This is a genomic window from Myroides sp. ZB35 (assembly GCF_001865835.1).
Taxonomy (GTDB): domain Bacteria; phylum Bacteroidota; class Bacteroidia; order Flavobacteriales; family Flavobacteriaceae; genus Flavobacterium; species Flavobacterium odoratimimum.
On record NZ_CP017769.1, the window covers coordinates 3,172,688 to 3,194,539 of the forward strand.

Below are 21,852 nucleotides of genomic sequence, written 5' to 3' on the forward strand. Positions count from 1 at the left end.
TAATGATCAATTGTAATAGGCTAATTGTTATCTATAATACATTATATAATAGCAGATTTTTATATAAAATACTAAGTTTAAATTTAGGTAGTCTATTTTATTAATTTAACAAAAATAACATATATAATATTAAATATCAATAACTTAAACTTCTATAAATCCTCTTTCTAAAAGACAATATTTGATAATGGTAAGAAAAGATAGAAATAGACATTATTTAAATAAAATCTAGCCATGAAATATGTTCTTTCTGTTATTGTCTATATAAGATTAGTTGTATCAAGATTATTATTTATAAATCTTTTATTTCTTTTTACTCTTTGTCTTCTATCCAATGAATTTATTTTAAAAAAATTTCATTTGAAATAGAATAACTTTATATTTGACCCAATTACTAAAAGAACAAACAATGACAAATTTATCACAAGAACAATGGTGGGAAAAAGCGCAAGCTGATTCTAATGCTATTATACTAGACGTACGTACAGAAGAAGAAGTAGAAGAGAAGGCTATCCCAGGTTCTATCAATATAGATATCTATAAAGGACAAGGTTTTTTAGATGAAATAGCTAATCTAGACAAAACTAAAGCTTACTATATCTATTGTAAATCAGGTGGAAGAAGTAGCCAAGCATGTCATGTAATGGAGTCTTTAGGTTTCGAAGAGACACATAACCTTTTAGGAGGTATTACAGAATGGGAAGGTCCTATTAAATAAAGTATATTAAAGCCAATTCTTTAGAGTTGGCTTTTTTTGCATCTATACGGTTATTTTACCTTATCTCTAATCTATTTATAGATGAATATACTTGCACTATGCTAGGGGTATTTTTGCACATTCCTTCGCGAAAGAGGTGCTCTGGGCAAGGAAACTGCAAGAAAACCGCAAGCAATCCCCTAGAATCAGCAAGCGAGACGCTATATCTATGATGTACAGTATGCCTATAAAAAGATACGCTAACCTAAATTTTAAGGATATCATAAGTATTATGCGATATCATTATTAGAATAGCTTTGTATATTTGTATTCACATAGCGTACATACTGTACGAGCTATGATATATTCAAATCTTATTATGAAAAAAATCTTTTTTATCGTTAATCCAATTTCTGGAAAAGGAAAGCACAATATTACTGCAGATTATATTAAAACATTCTTTGATGAAAAAGCATTTGATATACATGTACTATATTCTACTTATAAAAGACATGCTATTGAATTAACACAGCAGGCACTATCAGCAGGTGCAGATGTTATCGTAGCTTGTGGAGGGGATGGAACCATTCATGAAGTAGCTACACAAGTAGTGGGTAAGGATGTTATATTTGGAGTAGTACCTGTAGGCTCAGGTAATGGATTAGCTTCTAATCTATCTATTCCTAAAGATATAGAGCAGGCGATAATACGTGTACGCGATGGAAAAGTAATGAATATGGATGTCGGTAGTATTAATGGAGAATATTTCTTTAGTAATATGGGATTCGGTATAGATGCTACTATTATAGATAACTATGAGAAATCAGGTAAGCGCAAATTAGGTGCTTATATCAAAGCGGCATTAAACTCTGCTCAACAGTATAAAGCGAAGCGAATGCTGGTTACGTATAAAGGGCAAACCAAAGAAGTAAATCCGCTACTATTATTTATCTCTAACTCTAATGAGATGGGATATAATATGTCTCTAACTCCAAAAGCAAGTCTGACAGATGGACTATTAGATTATCTAATGGTGCCAAAAATTAATTTATTGAAGCAATTGACTTTTGGACTCTATGTGATCTTAAAGAAAACAGAGAAATTCAGAAAGACAGATTATGTTCAGTCTGATCATATTACAGTAGAGATCATAGGACAAGAAAGAAATGGTTTTCAGATGGATGGAGAATATTATGAGTACGATACTAATCAGTTTGAGATCCGAGTTATTAAAGGAGGGCTAAGAGTATTGTGCTAGTAGTGATTATTATTGATAAAATTAAGAAACTTTAAAGTTCTCTTTTTAGACTAAATTATATAAAAAGTGTAACTTTGTAAGATATATAAAAACAACAAATAAGATAATATATTATGAATTCATTTGACGTAGTTGTAATTGGTTCAGGACCTGGAGGATATGTAGCAGCAATTCGTTGTGCTCAATTAGGATTTAAAACTGCTATAGTAGAGAAATACTCTAACTTAGGAGGAACTTGTCTTAATGTAGGGTGTATTCCTTCTAAGGCATTGTTAGCATCATCTCATCACATGGAAGAGATTGCTCATTTTGCTGATCACGGAATAGAAATCACTGGAGAAGTAAAGTTCGATTTATCAAAAATGATCGAAAGAAAACAAGCAGTAGTTGATCAAACATCTTCAGGTGTTAAATATCTAATGGACAAGAACAAGATTACTGTTTTTGAAGGAGTTGGATCATTTGAGAACGCAACTACTATCAATGTAACTAAAGCAGACGGAAGTGTAGAAACATTCGAAGCTAAACATAGTATTATTGCTACAGGATCTAAACCATCTACTTTACCATTTATTACTTTAGATAAAGAAAGAGTAATTACTTCAACAGAAGCTTTAAAACTTCCTGAAGTACCTAAACACTTAATCGTAATCGGTGGTGGTGTAATCGGTCTTGAGTTAGGTCAAGTATACATGAGATTAGGATCTAAAGTATCTGTAGTAGAGTATGCTGATAGAGTATTACCTACAATGGATAGTGCTGTATCTAAAGAATTAACTAAAGTGCTTAAAAAAGCAGGTATGAAGTTCTATACTTCTCACAAAGTACAAGGAGTAGTGCGTGAAGGAGATGTAGTAACAGTAACTGCAGAAGATAAAAAAGGAGAATTAGTAACTCTAGAAGGAGATTACACTTTAGTAGCTGTAGGTCGTCGTCCATATACTGATGGATTAAACGCTGACAAAGCTGGAGTTAAATTAACAGAAAGAGGACAAGTAGAGGTAAATGATCATTTACAAACTTCTGCTTCTAATATCTACGCTATCGGTGACGTAGTACGTGGTGCTATGTTAGCTCATAAAGCTGAAGAAGAAGGAGTAATGGTAGCTGAGTTCTTAGCAGGCCAAAGACCTCATATAGATTATAACTTAATCCCTGGTGTAGTTTACACTTGGCCAGAAGTTGCAGCTGTTGGAAAAACAGAAGAGCAATTAAAAGCTGAAGGAATTGAGTACAAAGCTGGTAGCTTCCCATTCAAAGCTTTAGGACGTGCAAGAGCAAGTGCTGAAACAGATGGATTAGTTAAAATATTAGCTGATAAAAATACTGACGAAGTATTAGGAATACACATGGTAGGAGCTCGTGCTGCAGACTTAATCGCTGAAGCAGTAGTAGCTATGGAGTACAGAGCATCTGCAGAGGATATCTCTAGAATGTCTCACGCTCACCCTACTTTCGCAGAAGCTATTAAAGAAGCTGCGTTAGCTGCAACTGATAACAGAGCATTACACGTATAAGCTGATTATACTGAAATACATAGAAAAGCCTAGATATATTCTAGGCTTTTTTTATTTATAATTACCAGCTTAAGACCATAGAATAATATTTGTTTCTATTGTTAATTTAATTATGTTTGCATTAACTATACGTTAACAATTAAACATGAAAAAATACTTAATTCTTTGTTTTGCTGCATTAGCTTTATCTTGTAGTAAAAGTGATGATAATACTCCTAAAGGAGATCCTATATTTGATGCCCCTTATAGTGGCTTAAAAAGTCTAGACGAATTGCCTGTAGGTACTTTAAAATATGCAGGTAATAAGATAGGAAGTCAACCAGTAGGATTAATAGGAAAAGATAATAAAACCTGTAAACAATCTGATTATCTGCTTCTAGACATGAAAAGAGAAGTATTGACGTATCACTTATTCGAAAAGAAAGTAGGAAATATTTGCGCTTTATTTTGGGATTTCCCAGAAGAGATTATTCTTAGTGAGTTAAAAGAAACAGGAAAATTACCCGTTCAGATTTATACCAAAATAAAAAGGGCTCCTACTAAAGAAGAATTAGAAATAAATCCAGATAAAACTTATTATATTGAAACAAAACTAAAATATAATGGTGAATTAGAAGTTGGTTTTCAAGCAGGATATTTAAGAATAGAAGATAAGCTATCTAATGTTTCTGAAGGGAGTCTAAATAAAGGAAAAAGCTATTTGTATTTCCATATTAAATAATAGTATAAGGGGGATTAAGTTCGTTTAATACCCCTTTATTATTATCTGTAATACTAACATTATATTAGCTTTTAGATTTATTTTTTATTAGTAGATTTGTTACTATAAATACTTGAAATAAATGATCAAATTCAATAAAGAAACTAAAAAGCTCGAAATAACAGATAATCAAAAAGGACGATTAACATCTTCTAGGATTATGTCTTCTGCTATCCTAATCTTAGGAGCGGCTAGGCTCTATACTGCTAACTGGCAACAACCTAAAGAGATGGACTATGTATTCTGTATTATTGTAGCTACCTTCTTATATATTACAGTAAAGAACTTCTTAATACAAACTGCTGTTGACTCTATAGACAAATATGATATTAAGTATGTGAAGATGCCAAAAGCATTAGGTACTAAAGCGGTGATAAAACTGAATAATAGAAAGACTAGAGATGTGTTTGGACTTAAAACTCCTGATGCTAAGAATGCATTCAGAAAGGTCTTAAACGATGCTAAAATAAAAGTGATTAATTAATGGCTGTTGTTAAAAAGCATTATTGTGATTTCTGTAATGAGCTACCTTTAGATTCTGACAATCCTAATAAGTACTATCACGATTATGAATATGGCTTCGAATTAACGGATGACAATGCGCTGTTTGAACGATTTGTTTTAGAAATAAACCAAGCAGGGCTGAGCTGGAATACTATTCTTCAAAAAAGGAAAAGCTTCCAAAAAGCTTATGTAGGGTTTGATATAGACAAGGTGGCTAATTTTACGCAGGTTGATATTGATCGATTATTACAAGATAGCGGGATTATTCGCAATAAACTAAAGGTTAATGCTGCCATCTATAATGCTAATCAAATCATCGTGTTACAAAAAGAATTCGGAAGCTTTAAGAATTGGTTAGACCTACATAAAGAGCATACACTAGAAGAATGGCTAAAGTTGTTTAAAAAACACTTTAAGTTCGTAGGAGGAGAGATCGTAAATGAGTTTTTAATGAGTACAGCTTATTTGCCAGGATCACATCGAGTAGACTGTCCTATCCATAAAAATACAAGATTTTACTTAGACAAGTAAAATAGAGATACAATCACTGGAATGCAGTAGTTTAAAATTTAACTCTCAAAGTAAGTTACTTTGGGGGTTTTTTGGTTAATATTGCATGATCATTTCATTATAAAATAGCCAAATGGAGAATCAATTGGGGTTAAGAACAGTTACTGTTACTAGGTATATTATGCCACTGCGAGAAGGAGGTTCACTTCCTGCACTTGCAGATGCTGATGACGACTTTAAATATGTATTAAAATTTAGAGGAGCTGGTCATGGTATCAAAGCATTAATTGCTGAATTATTAGGTGGTTTAATCGCTAAGAAATTAGGATTGAATGTACCTGAATTAGTCTTTGCTGAACTAGATGAGGCTTTTGGTAGAACAGAAGCAGATGAAGAAATACAAGATCTACTACAGTTTAGTAAAGGTTTAAATCTAGGTCTTCACTTCTTATCTGGAGCTTTGACTTACGACCCTTCTGCTTTAGAGATAGAAAGTAAATTAGCTTCTCAAATCGTGTGGCTAGATGCTTTTATCACCAATGTAGACCGCACATTTAGAAATACGAATATGCTAATCTGGCATAAAGAGTTGTGGTTAATAGATCATGGCGCTTCTTTTTACTTCCATCATTCCTTTACGAATTGGGAAAAAAGTGCGTTGACTCCTTTCTCATTTATAAAGGATCACGTATTACTACCTGTGGCAAAAGAGCTAGATATAGTGGCAAAAGAGTTTAAAGCATTACTTCAAGAAGAAGATCTTAAATGTATTACAGATCAGATACCTACTGATTGGTTAGAATGGGAAGAGAGCGATTTGACTCCTGAAGAGATAAGAAGTGTTTATTTCTCTTTTTTAAAGAACAGATTAGCGAATTCTGATCTATTTGTTAACGAAGCAAAAAAACATCAAGATGCAGGTATATGAGTATGCAATAATAAGGTACACTCCTAAAGTAGAACGAGAAGAGTTTATCAATATTGGGGTATTAGTATTCTGTAAGGCTAAGCGAATGTTGATCTCTTCATTTCATTTAGACAAGAAGAAGATTGAATGCTTCGAAAGCGAGTTAGACTTTGACACTTTAAAAGACCACGTAGATGCTTTTGAGCGCATTGCAAAGGGACAGTGTAAAATATCACCTATAGGAACTTTAGATGCGGCAGAACGCTTTAGATGGCTAACCGCTGTAAAGAGCTCTTGTATACAATCTTCTCGTCCACATCCTGGTATGTCTGAAGATATGGAGGAAGTGTTAACTAGACTTTTTAAAGAATTAGTATTATAAGATGCCACTGTACTACCTTAAAGATAAAATAATAAAGCAAACTACGTTCATCCTTAAAAGATTGCCTTTTTGGGTTAGTTTCATAGCGTTGTTTTTAATGATATACGATTTAGGTTTTAATACACTTAACGATTATCATTACCACTTAAATGTTTTTTACAATATTTGTTTGAGCATCGGGATGCTTGCTATCGTTAGACGTTATTTTAATAAAGATAACCACGAGACTTTAGGAGTGAAGATATTTGACTGTTTTAGTATTGTATTGTTTTTAATCTTGATTATAGCCAGATGGCAGCCTGAGCATACTATAAGGTTCTTTGACAGCAATGCTGTTATTTCGTTTGGTTTATTCCTAATGTTAGTAAGGGAGTTTTCTGTCTTACAGTTAAACTTAAAACAGACTAGAATGAACCCTGCTCAGCTATTTGTTGTCAGTTTTCTATTAATCATTTTTATAGGAGCATTCATGCTTTCTTTCCCTAAAGCTACGAATACACCAGGTAGTATGCGTTATATAGATGCTCTATTTACGGCTACGAGCGCTGTGTGTGTAACGGGTTTATCTACAGTAGATATCGGTGCGCAGTTCACTATATTTGGAAAGACTGTGATGATCTTTTTAATGGAATGTGGGGGACTTGGAATTATGACCTTAGCGAGCTACTTTAGTTTTTTCTTTAGAGGAAAAGCCTCTTATGGAAATCAATTAGTACTTAAGGATATGTCTTATATAGATAAACTAGGAGACGTATTCGCTACGCTGAAACGAATCATTATTATATCAGGTATTATACAGTTTATAGGGATGATCGCGATATTTATCAGTATACGCCATCAGCATTTTGAATCTTTGTTTGACAGAGTGTTTTTCTCTATTTTTCATGCTGTATCAGCCTTCTGTAATGCGGGATTCTCTACTTTACCAGAGAACTTGTACACTTTTGAATACCGCTTTAATTACCCATTGCATTTAATTATAGCAGGATTATTCATTATGGGAGGATTAGGATTCCCGATTGTATTTAATGTATACAAGTATGTAAAACACTTGATTATCAATAAGCTTCTTCCTTTTAGCATGAAGGAAGCGAAGATACATATTCCTCGTGTTATTAATCTAAGTACTCGTATTATCTTAATCACTACAGCTGTATTAATCGTAGGAGGTACTGCAGTAGTCTATATCTCAGAATATAATAACACGCTAGCAGAGCACAGTGGCTTCGGAAAGTTAGTCACAGCATTCTTTACAGCTACTTCACCACGTACTGCGGGTTTTGCGACAGTAGATAATAATCTATTTACTACTTCTACATTTTTAGTCGTGATTCTCTTAATGTGGATCGGGGCATCGCCAGTATCAACAGGAGGGGGGATTAAAACAAGTACTTTTGCTATCGCTGTCTTAAATATCTGGGCCTTAATGAAAGGTAGATCTAGAATAGAAGTATACAGAAGAGAAGTGGATCAGCTGTCTGTACAACGTGCTTTTGCGATTATATTCTTATCTTTATTTGTGATAGGAATAGCTATTTTTGCGCTCTCGTTTTTTGAGCCCAAGACAGATTTATTAAGATTAGCATATGAGGCATTCTCTGCTTATAGTACATCAGGATTAAGTACAGGGATTACAGCTCAGCTGACAGACCCTAGTAAAGTAACTCTGATTATGCTTATGTTTATTGGACGAGTGAGTATGCTTACCATTCTAATAGCAATAAGCAAAAAAGAAAAATTAACGAATTATAGATATCCAACAGAAGAGATTCTGATTAACTAATATAGGACATGAAATATATTATTATTGGTTTAGGAAATTTTGGTGCATCATTAGCACAAAAACTTACAGAACAAGGAAATGAAGTAATAGGTGTAGACAAAAGTATGGCTAGGGTAGATGCTTATAAGGATATGATATCTCATACTATCTGTCTAGACTCTACTGATCAATATATGATGTCTGGACTACCTCTAGCGAATACAGATATCGTGATCGTAGCAATAGGTGAAGATCAAGGAGCTAATATTATGACTACGGCTGTTCTAAAAAATCTAAATGTGAAAAGGCTTATCAGTAGAGCTATTAGTCCTGTACATGAGAATGTCTTACAAGCCATAGGAGTAGATGAAATCGTACACCCTGAAGAAGAAACAGCAGAGAGATGGGCGAAGAAATTATGTATAAAAGGGGTAGTAGATTCTTATGAGATTAACGGACGATACAGTATCGTAGAAATCACGGTGTCTGATCGTTTTGCTGGAAGAACATTAGGAGAGATAGGTTTTAGAACTAATTATAACTTAGTCGTTCTTACAACACTTAAAGTCAAAGAAGAAAAGAGCTTTATCGGGATGCATAAGAAAATACATGAAGTACAAGGTATTGCTTCTTATGAAACAGTATTGAATAAAGGAGATATCATGGTTATTTATGGTGATAACAGAGATATTAAAAAAATATTAGCAGAATAATCTAAAATCATAAAGAAATGGGAGAGCAAGTTTTAAACGATCTGTTTTGGTTAAAAGATAGAGCAGAGGAGATGCCAGTACTATTTGTGGGGCATGGCTCTCCTATGAATGCTATAGAGGACAATGAGTTCTCTCAATATTGGAAGAACTTAGGGAGACAATTGCCTAAGCCAGAAGCGATCTTAGTAGTCTCTGCCCATTGGTTAACAAAGGGAACACTAGTTACTGCTAATTCTACTTTAGAAACAATTCACGATTTTAGAGGTTTTCCAAAAGTGTTATTTGATGTTGAATACAATGTAAAAGGAAATCCTATTCTGGCAAATGAGATAACTCTTCTAAGCGAACATCAAGATATACACGAAGATTTAACTTGGGGATTAGATCATGGGGCATGGTCTATACTGTGTCATTTATTTCCTGAGGCAAATATTCCTGTATTGCAATTAAGCATAGATTATTACAAAGGTCCTGAATATCATCTAGAAATAGGAAAACAATTAAAAGCCCTTAGAAAAAAAGGAGTATTAATAATAGGTAGTGGAAATATCGTACACAATCTATCTGCTCTAGACTGGCATAATATGAATAAAGACAATTATGCATTTGATTGGGCAATAGAGAGTAATGAATTAGTAAAACAGGCAATCCTCGATAGATCTTTTACAGACCTATTAGATTATAAAAATAAAGGTGTAAGTATGCAATATGCAGTACCTACACCTGATCATTATTATCCGTTATTATATATTCTAGGTCTGACAAATAGTAGTGATAACATCCACATCTTTAATGATAAATATGTAGGTGGATCCTTAAGTATGACTTCTTACTTGTTTGGGTAAGTTTAGTATAAGTACATTTCCATTTCTACTTGTTCTAGATAAGGTTCTCCACCTATAGATTTAAAGAAAGAATGAATACCAAAGTTTTGTCCATCTATATTTGTGATATAGAAGTTTCTATCATTACCTATTAATTCTTTAATAAGATAAGAAGCTATTCCTTTACGTCTATATCCTTCTTTTACCCATACCTGAAGCACCTTGTTTATGCGTTGGTCATATATTAAATATCCTACAGTAGTAGTGCCATTAATAGTTGCTTTGCGCATAATTAAGGTAGTCTCGAAGTTGTGTACGCAGAACTCATTATTCTCCCATGTAGGGATAATATCTTTCTCTGCAAAGTAAATAAGATACTCATAATATGGTAAATTATTGATTTGCAAACCTTCTATTTCTTCAAACTTAGAGCTCTTAACATTAGTTATTCCCTTAATAGAATTAACTACTCTCCATTTTTTAAAACCAATCTTGCGATATGACTTACAAGCAGTCTCATTAGAACTGATTACTTCTAAGTTAATTTTACGCATATTAAAACTCTTAAATAAAGGGATAGCATAATCATACATCTTAGTAGTAAGATTATTACCTCTAAAAGAAGGCAATACTCCTGTACCAGCATTATATAGATAGTCATTATTCTTACCGTGAAGAATAAATCCTACTAATTCTTTATTACAAAAAGCCCCTACAGAAATTGTTAAATCGATTCCCTCAGCTTTAATTTTGTCTTTTAATTGTTCCAATGTTAATCTCATAGGGACAGTATAATCTGAAAAAGACTTGTTAAAAACAGATAAAAGCTCCTCTAAGTTTATATTCTTTAAAAAACGATATTGAAAACTATAAGTCATACACTTCCTTAATCAATTTATTTATAATATTTGATGATGAATCTCTTCTGGCATAATGGGAATTAGTTCCGCACCAAAGAGAATTAAAATTATGAAATTTTTTTTGTTTTGCAAAACTTCTTAATTTTTGTGTTAAAATATTTTGAATAGGATACAAAGGTATGTTTTTATTATTAAAATCTATCATTTTCACAAATTTATTAAGAATACCTCTAGCAAATTTACCAGAAAAAGACTTGGTCAAAACAGTTTCAACTGCCTCTCCTTTGTGTAAAAGATCTTTTTGATAATCCATAGCAGTGCTTTCATCCGCTGTAATAAATAAAGAACCGTAACATACCATAGCGGCACCTTTATCTAGATAATCACGGCCTATAGTACCATTGTATAAGCCGCCTGCCACAAACAAAGGTTTCTGTACGATAGGTAATACGCTATTAAACAATTCTTCTAATGGGAGGTTATCTTCTAAAGAATCTTTCAGAAAAGTACCTCTATGACCTCCTGCTTCGATACCTTGAAGAATAATAGCATCGATACCCTTGTTATCTAAATAAATAGCTTCTTCTACTGTAGTGGCTGTACCTATTAAATATATATCTAGGTCGTGTAGTTCTTTTATCTCTTGATCTGTAAAACAGCCAAAAGTAAAAGCAAGATAGGGAAGGCCTAGTTCTTTTACTACTTCTAGATTACCTTGATACGTCTCTTGATCAAAGTCGGTAATTGTAGTATGAGAATATCCTATTTCCTTGCCTATCTCACTTAATGTATGTTGCATATCATCAATCTCTCTTTGATCAATATCAACTATAGGATTAAGAAACATATTAACGATAAAAGGCTTGTCTGTTAAAGACTGCGTTTTTTTGATTAACTCTCTGCTTAAGCCAGGAGGGAAGCCACCTAATGGAAGTGTACCTATACAACCTGAGTTACTTACTGCTGCTACCATCTCTGGCGTAGCTACTCCTAACATAGGAGCTTGGCAAATAGCATAATCTGTACCGAAAATAATGTTCGCTTTTTTCATAATCTATATTTTTAGAGTTCCATATCTCCTACGGGGTAATCTCCAAAATGATGAGAAAGATGAATAGTCTTATAGGTCAATGTAGAATATTTATTAGAGAACAAGATGATACATACATTATCTTTAGCTAGTCTTATATATGAAGAAGTATTTCCTCTCCACCAGCCATTGTGATACGTATACATATCGCCATTGTCCATCTCTAATAATCTTATTCCTAACCCATAATTTCTATTTCCTTTTTTCTCAAAGCTATATCCTTTAAACATTTCTTGTTTAAGATCAGCACTTAGGAAATTATCAGAATATAAAGCAGTATCAAACTTCAGAAAATCTCTAGGAGTGGTATAGATGTTTTTATCTCCATAAGTTCCATCCATATAGTCCCATCTCATTAGTTTTTTCCCTCCAGAGAAAGATTGTGTTACTTCATTTTTTCTCGTTAGATCATCAAATACAAAACTGTGGTTCATCTCTAACGGATCAAAGATTAACTCTCTTACAGCTTCTCTAAATGTCTTCTGAGTGATTCTCTCTACAATAGACGCTAATAATACATAGTTAGTATTACTATACGTAAATCGAGTATTAGGAGTGAAGTCTAGTGATACTCTCTTTTTATTAATTACTTTTATTACATCTTCATTTGTAACAGTGGTTTTATTATCCCAGATATTCTTATAATATCCATAATACCCTAAACCACTTCTGTGACTTAACAAGGTTCTTACTGTTATCTCAGGATAAGGAAATCCTTCTATAATGTCAGATACGCTCTGGTTAAGGTCTAATCTACCACTGTCTACTAATCTTAGAATAGTAACGGCTGTGATAACCTTACCAACAGAAGCAACATGCATAGAGGTCTCGCTTCCTATAGAGTCGTTACCACTTCTATCTGATACTCCAGAATAGTTCTCATAAATAACCTGACCATTCTTAGCCACTAGGAAACTACCTGTATATCCGTTTTTATTAATATTATCGTTATAAAAATTCTCTATAATATGAGCCTTCTCTAAAATATAATCTGTAGTAACTTCTGGAAACTCCACTTTATAAGGGTTATCCACACGTACATTATGTTCTTTTATGATAGGAATATTTGTAGCTAATTCTTTATTCTCTTGGCATGCATATAGAGATAATGCCGCCATTATTGTTATTGCAAAATATCTTTTATTAATCATTCGTTCTTCTAAGTAAAAGACCAGTTAGAGTGATTTTATAACTGGTCTTATTTTAATATCTTATAACTACTGTATTCTCAATTGTTCTTTCGTTTTTTTAAGTAATCCATCTTTGTGTAAAAGCACTGAAATAGACTTTAATTTCATGTATGGAATACTCATGTAAATATAACCATCATTTCCTACACGATCACTATTTGGCCCCCATGAATTTTTTACTTTATAGTAAATATTTCCTTTTTGATCCTTTACTTTACCTACGATGTGCATGAGGTGATCATCTTGGGTATTAAAGTTATAAAACTCTTGTAATCTGTAATCAGCAGTAATGTCTTTCTCTTTAATAATCTCCGTTAAACCTTTTTCTGTATCAGCATTGTCATTGGGAATAAAAGCAATTCCATATTTACCAGAGAACGTTTTTTCTGAAACATCACAGTCTAAAGAGAGCGTATAGCCATTATCCAAAGCATAATCAATATTAGCAATATACTCATCTAGTGGAAGATTATACATACTACCATTAGAGAAATTATCTGGAATATTAAGAATAAACGAAGAATAATTCTTTTTATTTTGGAAAGAAGAAATTGTTACATAATCATCAGGATTAAGGGTAGTCATTTTCAAGAAACTCTCAGGAGTATATTTTTTGCCTTGATAAGTAAACTCTTTAATATTACTTCCCATATACATATCTAATACGTGCTCAGTTAGTTCTTTCCAATTACTAGAAATAGGAGCGTCACTCTTAGCAAAAGCATCTATTAGACTCTTTAATACCTTAAACAGTTCTTTATGATCATAGGTTTCTTGTCCTACTAGCCCAGAATAAGCTTCTACAGGAACTAAACCATAATCTCTCATACTGTTAATCACATCGTGAGCTAAACCACCTTCGCCGAATTGAGTTTTACCTTGTCTTAGAATGTAGTTTTCTATCTTTTTAGGGTATGTATTTCTAACGTTATACATCTCAGAAAGATCAATGTGTTTGTTCGTTTTTCTAATTATTTCAGATTCTAAGAATGAAGAAGTACTAAAGCTCCAGCAAGTTCCTGTTTTTCCTTGACTGATAACAGGTGTAGCATCTATGTCTACAATGTTTTGAAAATCATACTTTTGAGCATGTACTCCTAATCCTAAAAATAGGATAGATAGTGAGAATAGTGTTTTTTTCATGGATTATAATGTTTTGGAATGGCAATATAATGCAAAAAATAGGTTATTTTTACCCTAAATTAAAAAACATTATGAGTAAGATTCAATGGGAAACAGCTATCGAGTTTGAGGATATTACATACAAAAAGTGTGATGGAGTAGCTCGTATTGCTTTTAATAGACCGGAGGTTCGCAATGCTTTTAGACCAAAAACAACTAGTGAACTATATCGTGCATTCTATGATGCACAAGAAGATACATCTATCGGAGTAGTATTATTATCTGCAGAAGGGCCATCACCTAAAGATGGAGTTTATTCGTTCTGTAGTGGAGGCGATCAAAAGGCTAGAGGACATCAAGGATATGTAGGAGATGATGGTATGCATCGTCTAAATATCTTAGAAGTACAACGTCTTATCAGATTTATGCCTAAGGTAGTAATTGCTGTAGTTCCAGGATGGGCTGTAGGAGGAGGACATAGCTTACATGTAGTATGTGATATGACTCTAGCGAGTAAAGAACACGCCATCTTTAAACAAACGGATGCTGATGTAACAAGTTTTGATGGTGGATATGGTTCTGCATATCTAGCTAAAATGGTTGGTCAGAAAAAAGCAAGAGAGATCTTCTTCTTAGGTAGAAACTATTCTGCTCAAGAAGCTTTCGAAATGGGAATGGTAAATGCTGTTATTCCTCATGCAGAATTAGAAGATACTGCTTATGAATGGGCACAAGAGGTATTGGCTAAATCACCTACTTCTATCAAGATGCTTAAGTTCGCGATGAACTTAACAGACGACGGAATGGTAGGTCAACAGGTATTCGCAGGTGAGGCAACTCGTCTAGCTTATATGACTGATGAAGCTATAGAAGGAAGAAATGCATTCTTAGAAAAGAGAAAGCCTAACTTCCCTAAAAAATGGATTCCATAGTAGTTTATATCTAATAAACTCTAGAGATATAGAAGCCATCCAAATATTGGATGGCTTTTTTATACCATATAACTTAAGAGAAACGTATACTAAAATTTAAACAAGGATGAAGTCTAGATGGAATATTTTGGCATTTTTTTCCTAAAAAGTCCAAAAACTTCCACTTTTTTCCTAAAAAGGGCATTTAAAAAAATATAACTAATTGATTTTTAGCAATATAATGTATTTCAATATCCTCTTTGTTCGGAAGGTATTCGGTAAAGTTCAGTGTTTGTTCGGAACAGAGGCCTTTTTTCCGAAGAACATCCAAAGAGTGCCCAATGACTCTCCGAAGAAACTGTTCTACACATATCATTAAATAGATGTCTATAAGTATTAATTTACTTATCAAAAACCTATTTCTTTTTTCTAAAGAACCTCATTCTTATTAAAAAAAAGAAGTGTTTATCAGCTAATTCTACTCTCTTATCTTATTCAAATCCTCTATATTAGCAATCCTATAAACTAGATTCAAGGCTTCATATCTACTTAAATTATTACTTTACATAATAGGTAATATGTACTGAAAATAAATAAGTTACAAATATTAATAAACACCTATAACTTATTGTTATAGGGTCAAATATAAGAATTTAAAAGAGAATAAAAAGAGTAGAATACTGTTCTAAAAAGTTTTTAAATAACTTCTGACTTTATACCCTTAATTCTTGAATAACTTTTTAACTTTACTACAAACCAGGAGACAGTAGAAAATGGCAAAATTAATATTAAGAAGAAAGAAAGCATTTGTAGAACGATTTAGAAATTATACTATTTTCTTAGATGGAGAGAAAATAGGGTCTATAGCTAATGGAACAGAAATGACTTTTGATATATCAGAAGGAAAACATATTCTTAGTACCAAAATAGACTGGAATACATCTAATGCTATTATTTTTGAAATAGCAGAAGATCAAACTTTGACTTTCTCTGTAAAAGGAGCTAATCCACTTTATGCTTTATATTATACCTTCGCTAAACCACATAAATATCTCAAGCTAAAACTTATTGGTTAAGCTATCGTATAAATATTAGTAGATAGACTCATAGAAACGTTATCGTATCTCATAAATTCTATTTAATTTTGGCTTCTAATACCTTTCTAAATGCAATAAGCTTTTAGTATTACTTAAATATATAGATGATAAAAATTAAAGCATGGGTAGGTGCTGCAAGATTGCGTACTTTACCTCTTTCTGTTTCTGGAATAATCGTTGGTAGTGCGTGTGCATATCCTTATTTTTCTACAAATACTTCTTTTCTAAGTATCTTTTCCTTTGCAATATTGACAACTTTATTACTTCAGATTCTTTCAAATTTTGCAAATGATTATGGAGATGGAGTAAAAGGGACAGATAATGAAACTCGTATAGGCCCACAGAGAGCTTTACAGAGCGGTTTAATCACTCCTAAGGAAATGAAGCAAGGAGTAATCATTACTTCGTTATTATCGCTTATTTCTGCTTTGGTTCTAATTTATATTTCTTTTGGTAAGGATAATTTTTTCACTTCTATCTTTTTCTTTGTTTTAGGAGTAGCCTGTGTTGCAGCAGCTATTAAATATACAGTAGGATCAGGAGCATACGGATATAAAGGATTAGGAGATTTATTTGTGTTTATCTTCTTTGGTTTAGTGAGTGTGTTGGGATCTTTCTATCTATATGGTCAAGTATTTGATTATTGGGTAATCTTACCTGCTATAGCTGTAGGAAATCTAAGTATAGCTGTATTAAATATTAATAATATGCGAGATTTAGAATCTGACAAATTAGTTGGTAAAAACACATTAGCTGTAAAGTTAGGTAGACAGGGCGCTAAACAGTATCATTATTTTATTGTTCTGTTTGCTTTAATAGCTTTCATCGTTTATGGAATACATGCTAATTTCTCAATAGTAAAATATTTCTTTGTAATCGCTTATATTCCTTTATTAAAACACTTAATTTTTGTAAAGAAAAACAGAGAACCTAGAGAATTAGATTCACAAATGAAAATAGTAGCATTAAGTACTTTTTTACTTTCTGTATTATTTTCAATAGCTTTAATACTTTAAAAATTAGAATTATGGAAATTACGTATTATGGACATGCCTGTTTAGGTATTAAAATAGAAGATATTAATATCATAGTGGATCCTTTTATATCAGGGAACCCACTACCTGCCGCTAAAGGAATAGATGTAGATGCTATAAAAGTAGACTATATTCTTATCACTCATGCTCATGGAGATCACATAGCTGATGTAGAGCGTATAGCTAAGAATAATCCAGAGGCAGTTATAGTATCTAATGCAGAAATAGCAGGACATTATGAAGCAAAAGGTTTTCAGGCTCACCCTATGAACCATGGTGGGTCATGGATGTTTGACTTTGGAAAATTAAAATATACTCCAGCTATCCACTCAAGTTCTTTTCCTGATGGAAGTTATGGAGGACAACCTGGTGGGTTCGTAATAGAAAGTAAAAATAAGAATATCTATATAGCTGGTGATACATCTCTTACTATGGATATGAAGTTAATACCTATGTTTACGAATCTAGACTTGGCTATTTTGCCAATAGGAAGTAACTTCACTATGGATATAGATGAGGCTGTTATCGCTTCAGACTTTGTTAAATGTGATAAAGTCTTAGGATATCACTTTGATACATTTGGTTATATAGAGATAGATCATGAAGAAGCTAAACGTAAGTTCTTTGAGAAAGGAAAAGACCTAATGCTTTTAAATATTGGAGAAAGCTTGACTTTATAGTTATGATTGCTAGATATAAAAGACATAATTTAATATTCAAGAGACCTTCTGGTACCTCTAGAGGAATTCTTACAGAGAAAGAAACTTGGTATATTATATTAGAAGATAATAATAAGATAGGAATAGGAGAGTGCGGTATACTGCGCTCTCTTAGTTTTGATGATAGACCTGATTATGAAGAAAAGCTACAGTGGACAGTAAAAAACATTCACTTAGGTAAGGAGAAACTTTGGGAAGAACTAAGAAATTGGCCATCTATACAGTTTGGTGTAGAACAAGCTTTTCTTTCTTTAGAAAGTAAGAATCCTTTTATCTTATTTCCTTCTGATTTTACAGAGCATAAAGATGCTATAGCCATTAATGGTTTAGTATGGATGGGAGAGGAGGCCTTCATGAAAGAACAGATAGATGAAAAACTAAAAGAAGGCTTTAATTGTGTTAAGTTAAAGATTGGCGCTATTGATTTTGATAAAGAGCTTGGTTTACTTCAGTATATAAGAAAACATTTCTCTGCAGAACAAATAGAGTTAAGAGTAGATGCTAATGGAGGCTTTCATCCTGAAGAGGCTCTATTTAAACTAGAACAGTTAAGTACATTAAATCTTCACAGTATAGAGCAACCTATAAAACAACATCAAGAATATCAAATGGAAGAGTTATGTAAAATAACTCCGCTTCCTATAGCTTTAGATGAAGAATTAATAGGCGTTACTAGTTATACTGATAAGGCAGCTCTTTTAGATAAAATTATGCCTCAATACATTATCTTAAAGCCAAGTCTAGTAGGAGGGTTTAAAGGTAGTCTCGAATGGATAAAATTAGCTAAAGAAAGAAATATTGGTTGGTGGATAACTTCTGCATTAGAAAGTAATATCGGTCTTAATGCTATAGCTCAATGGACTTATACACTTGAGTCTAATATGCCTCAAGGACTAGGAACAGGATCACTTTATATAAATAATATAAACGCTCCACTAGTAGTTAAAAATGGGGCATTATGGTATGATGATCAAATTCAATGGGATCATTCAATCTTAGATAATTAAAAAACAAAAAAATAGCAACAAATATATTTGTTGCTATTTTTTTGTTCATTTATAAGCTATTATGATTTTCTATATTCATCAGGTGATACTCCTACATATTTTTTGAAAAATCTTGAGAAATAGGAATTGTCTTTAAAACTTAGTTTATATGCTATTTCTCCAGCAGATAGGTTAGTATTAACTAGTAGTCTTTTACTTTCTAATAAAATACGACTTCTTATAATTTCGCCTGCAGACTGCCCTTTAATCTTTTGACATATCGCATTTAGATAGTTAGGAGTAACGTATAATAGCTTAGCATATTCTTTAGGGAACCTGAGTTCATAGAAGTTTTTCTCAACTAAGTGTTCAAATTGTTTGATAAGGTTAGTAGGCTGTAACTGTGTATATGAAAAATTGTATTCTTCATTTACTTGCTTCTTTATTAGAAGCAATAATTCAAGGATGTATATGCGAATTAGATTAAGATCAATACTTTCTTTTATTTGAAATTCAAAAGTTATTTTGTCAAATATGTTAACTATAGTTGAGTATTGTTTTAAGATATTAAGTTTAGTATGCTCAGAGTTATACTCAAAAAAAGGTAATAACTGAATAAAGTCTTTATTTAATAGAAAGGATGAAAAGAAGTCTGCTGTAAAATTAATAATAAACCCTTGAGTTGTTTCATTAAAATCCCATCTGTGAACTTGCCCTGGAGCCAAAAAGAAAATATCACCTTTAGTTACAGAATAAGTTCGATTATCTATATGATGAATTCCTGTACCATTGGTTATAAGTAGTATTTGATAAAAAGCATGTTGGTGTGCAATTGAAACAACATTATTCCTCATTTGAATAATTCGATGCAAGTCAAAAATCACACAATCTTTTAAAACATTATTTTGGTCTAATAGATCACAACTATTATATCTAGGTATCTTTTTCATATTACTTATAAAAGTTATCAAAACTTAAAATATTAAATATAATATAATATTTTGTACAAAATTAATAAATTTTAAACAATGTAAGAACAATTAGATATACTTAGCTATTAGTTATATCTATATTAGATACTGTATTTGTATAATACCTATTATGTAAAATAGATTATTTTAATGTTAATACTACTTCCTATTCTAAGTTATTATAAAGTATATTTGTATCAATTATAAATTACATCTAATGCTCTATCTTATACTTAGTATTTTAAGTAGTATTTCTGTTGGAGTTCTGTTTAAGCTTTTAAAAAAAGAAAAAACTAATATATTTCAGATAATTATCTTAAACTATATTACTACAGTACTTCTATCATTCTTCATTTTTAAACCCTCAACTGTATCTATTATTGAATTTCCAATATTTCTTATTGTGGGCTTGGGAATTTTGTTGCCAACTATATTTCTAGTACAATATTTTAGTATTAAAAATACAGGTATTATTAAAACGGATATTGCTCAAAGAATGTCCCTATTTATTCCAATATTAGCATCTGTATTTATTTTTAAAGAAAATATTTCTAATTTAAAATATCTTGCCTTATTAATAGGGTTTATTTCTATAGGTTTCATCTTAAATAAAAACGATAATAATGAAGTAAAGAGCAAAAACAATTATTTTTATTTACTTTTTGTTTTTATTGGTTTTGGAGTAATAGATGTATGTTTTAAGCAAGTCGCCTTATATAGTTCAATACCCTACACTTCTACTCTATTTTACATATTTTCTTGTTCTCTAATTCTTTCTTTAATTTCTTATAGTGCTTACTTACTTATTAAAAGAATTAATTTTAAAGTAAGTACAAGGACTTTACTATTTGGAAGCTTAGTAGGTTTGCTAAACTTTATGAATATCTATTTCTACTTAAATGCACATAAAGCTTTTTCTGATAATCCGACTGTAGTCTTTGCAGGAATGAATTATGGAGTTATTCTTTTAGGTACGCTTATAGGTTATTTTTGTTTTAAAGAAAAGTTATCTAAGCTTAATATTATTGGGCTATCATTAGCTGTTGTTTCAATAGCATTACTGATTTATAGTCAGCTCAACTAAAAAAGGAGGAAAACAGTTAACTGTTTTCCTCCTTTTTTATAACCATTCAATAAGGGAAATCCCTAATCCTATATTGGTTTGTTTCCAATTATAATCTATCATTGTTTCTCCATATCCTCTATTAACAACTAAAAAGGCTTTTAGATTATTCTTTATTGGATATGCCCAAGTAAACTCAGCAAAGCTCTTATAATGATTATTAAATTTTAAATTATTTCTAAGCATTAAAGTAAAAAGCTGTCCATTCTTTTCTCTATAGCCTATAGTGAACTCAGCTCTTCCTATATAATCAGATATTCTTGGATTATCATCTGACTTTCTTTTTTCTGGTAATCTAATCCATGGTTTAGCAAGAAAAGTCCAGTTCTTGTATTCAGCAGCTACATGCATCGTGATTCTATTCCAACTTCTAGAATAAGGCAAACTCTTACCATTAGATTGATGATTAAAGCCAACACCTACCATTTTAAACTTAAACTCGTTAATAGCGTAATTTAAAGGATAGTTAAATATAATCTCAGGTTCATAGTTTAACTCTCTAAAAGGTCTCGATTCTTTATCATTATAAGCTTGCCAATTAGCTGTTTGGGTAAAACCTAACCAAATATCTCCCTTTCCTAAAATTAAACCAGTAGCGATTTTAGTCTTAAAGCTGATCTGAAATCTTATCTCTGTTTTGTTATAATCTATTGGCTCTGTAGCTGAATTATTACTATTAAAACTAGTAGGCATTTCATTAGGACGACTAGACCATCTAGCAGGTAATAAATACATCTGCTTATAAGGAGTGATAGTAAATGTTTTATTTTTAGTCTCAGGATCTAACTCCCATCTCTCACTAATCCCTTTGACTCTTCTATCTTTTTCAAATAAAAGATCTTCACTTTCTTGAGCAAATCCTACCTGAAGGAAGCATAAACTAGCTATAATAATTTTATAATTCATAAGAAAATT

Annotated in this window: 23 protein-coding genes; 17 read left to right on the forward strand and 6 right to left on the reverse strand. The window is 31.9% G+C overall.

What is annotated here, in order from left to right:
• Nucleotides 1-409: 409 nt before the first annotated feature.
• The 11 genes from BK054_RS14105 (at nt 410) to ygiD (ending at nt 9,855) form a co-directional block, all read left to right on the forward strand.
• On the forward strand, nt 410-718 hold the full coding sequence (locus BK054_RS14105) for a rhodanese-like domain-containing protein (protein ID WP_006261228.1): 309 nt from the start codon (nt 410-412) through the stop codon (nt 716-718).
• Nucleotides 719-1,076: 358 nt separating this feature from the next.
• Nucleotides 1,077-1,955: a diacylglycerol/lipid kinase family protein gene (locus BK054_RS14110; protein ID WP_006261229.1), complete on the forward strand. Its 879-nt coding sequence runs from the start codon at nt 1,077-1,079 to the stop codon at nt 1,953-1,955.
• Nucleotides 1,956-2,068: 113 nt separating this feature from the next.
• Nucleotides 2,069-3,472: a dihydrolipoyl dehydrogenase gene (lpdA, locus tag BK054_RS14115; protein WP_006258839.1), complete on the forward strand. Its 1,404-nt coding sequence runs from the start codon at nt 2,069-2,071 to the stop codon at nt 3,470-3,472.
• A gap of 145 nt (nt 3,473-3,617) precedes the next feature.
• Entirely contained in the window at nt 3,618-4,193 is a 576-nt protein-coding gene (locus BK054_RS14120) for a hypothetical protein (RefSeq protein WP_006258838.1), read from the forward strand.
• Between the two features lie 121 nt (nt 4,194-4,314).
• Nucleotides 4,315-4,716, forward strand: coding sequence for a hypothetical protein (locus BK054_RS14125; protein ID WP_006265320.1), 402 nt, complete (start codon nt 4,315-4,317; stop codon nt 4,714-4,716).
• A complete protein-coding gene (locus tag BK054_RS14130; protein ID WP_006265322.1) occupies nt 4,716-5,267 on the forward strand; it encodes a DNA-3-methyladenine glycosylase I in 552 nt (183 codons plus the stop codon). Before BK054_RS14125 ends, BK054_RS14130 begins: the two co-directional genes overlap by 1 nt.
• Nucleotides 5,268-5,379: 112 nt before the next feature.
• On the forward strand, nt 5,380-6,174 hold the full coding sequence (locus BK054_RS14135; RefSeq protein WP_071307385.1) for a HipA family kinase: 795 nt from the start codon (nt 5,380-5,382) through the stop codon (nt 6,172-6,174).
• Complete coding sequence (locus tag BK054_RS14140; protein WP_006258834.1) at nt 6,161-6,535, forward strand: DUF3037 domain-containing protein; 375 nt, start codon at nt 6,161-6,163, stop codon at nt 6,533-6,535. Before BK054_RS14135 ends, BK054_RS14140 begins: the two co-directional genes overlap by 14 nt.
• Nucleotide 6,536: 1 nt before the next feature.
• Entirely contained in the window at nt 6,537-8,318 is a 1,782-nt protein-coding gene (locus tag BK054_RS14145) for a TrkH family potassium uptake protein (RefSeq protein ID WP_006261233.1), read from the forward strand.
• A gap of 8 nt (nt 8,319-8,326) precedes the next feature.
• A complete protein-coding gene (locus BK054_RS14150; RefSeq protein ID WP_006265324.1) occupies nt 8,327-9,010 on the forward strand; it encodes a potassium channel family protein in 684 nt (227 codons plus the stop codon).
• A 17-nt stretch (nt 9,011-9,027) separates the two neighbouring features.
• Nucleotides 9,028-9,855 (forward strand): 4,5-DOPA dioxygenase extradiol, encoded by an 828-nt coding sequence (ygiD, locus tag BK054_RS14155; RefSeq protein WP_006258831.1) that lies wholly within the window; start codon nt 9,028-9,030, stop codon nt 9,853-9,855.
• 2 nt (nt 9,856-9,857) lie between these two features.
• On the opposite strand, the gene BK054_RS14160 is transcribed toward ygiD, so the two are convergent.
• The 4 genes from BK054_RS14160 to BK054_RS14175 form a co-directional block, all read right to left on the reverse strand.
• Entirely contained in the window at nt 9,858-10,616 is a 759-nt protein-coding gene (locus tag BK054_RS14160) for a GNAT family N-acetyltransferase (protein ID WP_232234283.1), read from the reverse strand.
• Between the two features lie 85 nt (nt 10,617-10,701).
• Nucleotides 10,702-11,745: an NAD(P)H-dependent flavin oxidoreductase gene (locus tag BK054_RS14165; protein WP_006265325.1), complete on the reverse strand. Its 1,044-nt coding sequence runs from the start codon at nt 11,743-11,745 to the stop codon at nt 10,702-10,704.
• Between the two features lie 11 nt (nt 11,746-11,756).
• Entirely contained in the window at nt 11,757-12,902 is a 1,146-nt protein-coding gene (locus tag BK054_RS14170) for a serine hydrolase domain-containing protein (RefSeq protein WP_006265326.1), read from the reverse strand.
• Between the two features lie 99 nt (nt 12,903-13,001).
• Nucleotides 13,002-14,117: a C1 family peptidase gene (locus BK054_RS14175; protein ID WP_006261239.1), complete on the reverse strand. Its 1,116-nt coding sequence runs from the start codon at nt 14,115-14,117 to the stop codon at nt 13,002-13,004.
• 71 nt (nt 14,118-14,188) lie between these two features.
• Between BK054_RS14175 and BK054_RS14180 the strand changes: the two genes are divergently transcribed.
• The 5 genes from BK054_RS14180 (at nt 14,189) to BK054_RS14200 (ending at nt 18,864) form a co-directional block, all read left to right on the forward strand.
• On the forward strand, nt 14,189-15,028 hold the full coding sequence (locus BK054_RS14180; RefSeq protein ID WP_006258825.1) for a 1,4-dihydroxy-2-naphthoyl-CoA synthase: 840 nt from the start codon (nt 14,189-14,191) through the stop codon (nt 15,026-15,028).
• A 752-nt stretch (nt 15,029-15,780) separates the two neighbouring features.
• Nucleotides 15,781-16,083 carry a hypothetical protein gene (locus BK054_RS14185; protein WP_006258824.1) on the forward strand — a complete coding sequence of 101 codons (303 nt, stop codon included), beginning with the start codon at nt 15,781-15,783 and terminating at the stop codon, nt 16,081-16,083.
• A gap of 125 nt (nt 16,084-16,208) precedes the next feature.
• Nucleotides 16,209-17,120, forward strand: coding sequence for a 1,4-dihydroxy-2-naphthoate octaprenyltransferase (gene menA, locus BK054_RS14190; protein WP_071307386.1), 912 nt, complete (start codon nt 16,209-16,211; stop codon nt 17,118-17,120).
• 11 nt (nt 17,121-17,131) lie between these two features.
• On the forward strand, nt 17,132-17,818 hold the full coding sequence (locus BK054_RS14195) for a metal-dependent hydrolase (RefSeq protein WP_006263612.1): 687 nt from the start codon (nt 17,132-17,134) through the stop codon (nt 17,816-17,818).
• A 2-nt stretch (nt 17,819-17,820) separates the two neighbouring features.
• Complete coding sequence (locus tag BK054_RS14200) at nt 17,821-18,864, forward strand: o-succinylbenzoate synthase (protein WP_071307387.1); 1,044 nt, start codon at nt 17,821-17,823, stop codon at nt 18,862-18,864.
• Between the two features lie 59 nt (nt 18,865-18,923).
• Here BK054_RS14200 and BK054_RS14205 read toward each other — a convergent pair whose 3' ends face one another.
• Nucleotides 18,924-19,793 (reverse strand): helix-turn-helix domain-containing protein, encoded by an 870-nt coding sequence (locus tag BK054_RS14205; RefSeq protein ID WP_006263614.1) that lies wholly within the window; start codon nt 19,791-19,793, stop codon nt 18,924-18,926.
• Between the two features lie 238 nt (nt 19,794-20,031).
• Between BK054_RS14205 and BK054_RS14210 the strand changes: the two genes are divergently transcribed.
• Nucleotides 20,032-20,898 (forward strand): transporter, encoded by an 867-nt coding sequence (locus BK054_RS14210; protein ID WP_071307388.1) that lies wholly within the window; start codon nt 20,032-20,034, stop codon nt 20,896-20,898.
• A 36-nt stretch (nt 20,899-20,934) separates the two neighbouring features.
• On the opposite strand, the gene BK054_RS14215 is transcribed toward BK054_RS14210, so the two are convergent.
• Nucleotides 20,935-21,843 carry a phospholipase A gene (locus BK054_RS14215; RefSeq protein ID WP_006261245.1) on the reverse strand — a complete coding sequence of 303 codons (909 nt, stop codon included), beginning with the start codon at nt 21,841-21,843 and terminating at the stop codon, nt 20,935-20,937.
• Between the last annotated feature and the right edge of the window lie 9 nt (nt 21,844-21,852).

Excerpts from the sequence above, each read along its gene's own strand:
- BK054_RS14110 (WP_006261229.1), top strand. The coding sequence starts at position 1,077 with ATGAAAAAAATCTTTTTTATCGTTAATCCAATTTCTGGAAAAGGAAAG.
- lpdA (WP_006258839.1), top strand. The coding sequence starts at position 2,069 with ATGAATTCATTTGACGTAGTTGTAATTGGTTCAGGACCTGGAGGATAT.
- menA (WP_071307386.1), top strand. The coding sequence starts at position 16,209 with ATGATAAAAATTAAAGCATGGGTAGGTGCTGCAAGATTGCGTACTTTA.
- BK054_RS14105 (WP_006261228.1), top strand. The coding sequence starts at position 410 with ATGACAAATTTATCACAAGAACAATGGTGGGAAAAAGCGCAAGCTGAT.
- BK054_RS14120 (WP_006258838.1), top strand. The coding sequence starts at position 3,618 with ATGAAAAAATACTTAATTCTTTGTTTTGCTGCATTAGCTTTATCTTGT.
- BK054_RS14210 (WP_071307388.1), top strand. The coding sequence starts at position 20,032 with ATGCTCTATCTTATACTTAGTATTTTAAGTAGTATTTCTGTTGGAGTT.
- BK054_RS14150 (WP_006265324.1), top strand. The coding sequence starts at position 8,327 with ATGAAATATATTATTATTGGTTTAGGAAATTTTGGTGCATCATTAGCA.
- BK054_RS14215 (WP_006261245.1), bottom strand. The coding sequence starts at position 21,843 with ATGAATTATAAAATTATTATAGCTAGTTTATGCTTCCTTCAGGTAGGA.
- BK054_RS14175 (WP_006261239.1), bottom strand. The coding sequence starts at position 14,117 with ATGAAAAAAACACTATTCTCACTATCTATCCTATTTTTAGGATTAGGA.
- BK054_RS14165 (WP_006265325.1), bottom strand. The coding sequence starts at position 11,745 with ATGAAAAAAGCGAACATTATTTTCGGTACAGATTATGCTATTTGCCAA.
- BK054_RS14195 (WP_006263612.1), top strand. The coding sequence starts at position 17,132 with ATGGAAATTACGTATTATGGACATGCCTGTTTAGGTATTAAAATAGAA.
- BK054_RS14130 (WP_006265322.1), top strand. The coding sequence starts at position 4,716 with ATGGCTGTTGTTAAAAAGCATTATTGTGATTTCTGTAATGAGCTACCT.
- BK054_RS14205 (WP_006263614.1), bottom strand. The coding sequence starts at position 19,793 with ATGAAAAAGATACCTAGATATAATAGTTGTGATCTATTAGACCAAAAT.
- BK054_RS14200 (WP_071307387.1), top strand. The coding sequence starts at position 17,821 with ATGATTGCTAGATATAAAAGACATAATTTAATATTCAAGAGACCTTCT.
- BK054_RS14145 (WP_006261233.1), top strand. The coding sequence starts at position 6,537 with ATGCCACTGTACTACCTTAAAGATAAAATAATAAAGCAAACTACGTTC.
- BK054_RS14125 (WP_006265320.1), top strand. The coding sequence starts at position 4,315 with ATGATCAAATTCAATAAAGAAACTAAAAAGCTCGAAATAACAGATAAT.
- BK054_RS14185 (WP_006258824.1), top strand. The coding sequence starts at position 15,781 with ATGGCAAAATTAATATTAAGAAGAAAGAAAGCATTTGTAGAACGATTT.
- BK054_RS14160 (WP_232234283.1), bottom strand. The coding sequence starts at position 10,616 with ATGAGATTAACATTGGAACAATTAAAAGACAAAATTAAAGCTGAGGGA.
- ygiD (WP_006258831.1), top strand. The coding sequence starts at position 9,028 with ATGGGAGAGCAAGTTTTAAACGATCTGTTTTGGTTAAAAGATAGAGCA.
- BK054_RS14170 (WP_006265326.1), bottom strand. The coding sequence starts at position 12,902 with ATGGCGGCATTATCTCTATATGCATGCCAAGAGAATAAAGAATTAGCT.
- BK054_RS14135 (WP_071307385.1), top strand. The coding sequence starts at position 5,380 with ATGGAGAATCAATTGGGGTTAAGAACAGTTACTGTTACTAGGTATATT.
- BK054_RS14140 (WP_006258834.1), top strand. The coding sequence starts at position 6,161 with ATGCAGGTATATGAGTATGCAATAATAAGGTACACTCCTAAAGTAGAA.
- BK054_RS14180 (WP_006258825.1), top strand. The coding sequence starts at position 14,189 with ATGAGTAAGATTCAATGGGAAACAGCTATCGAGTTTGAGGATATTACA.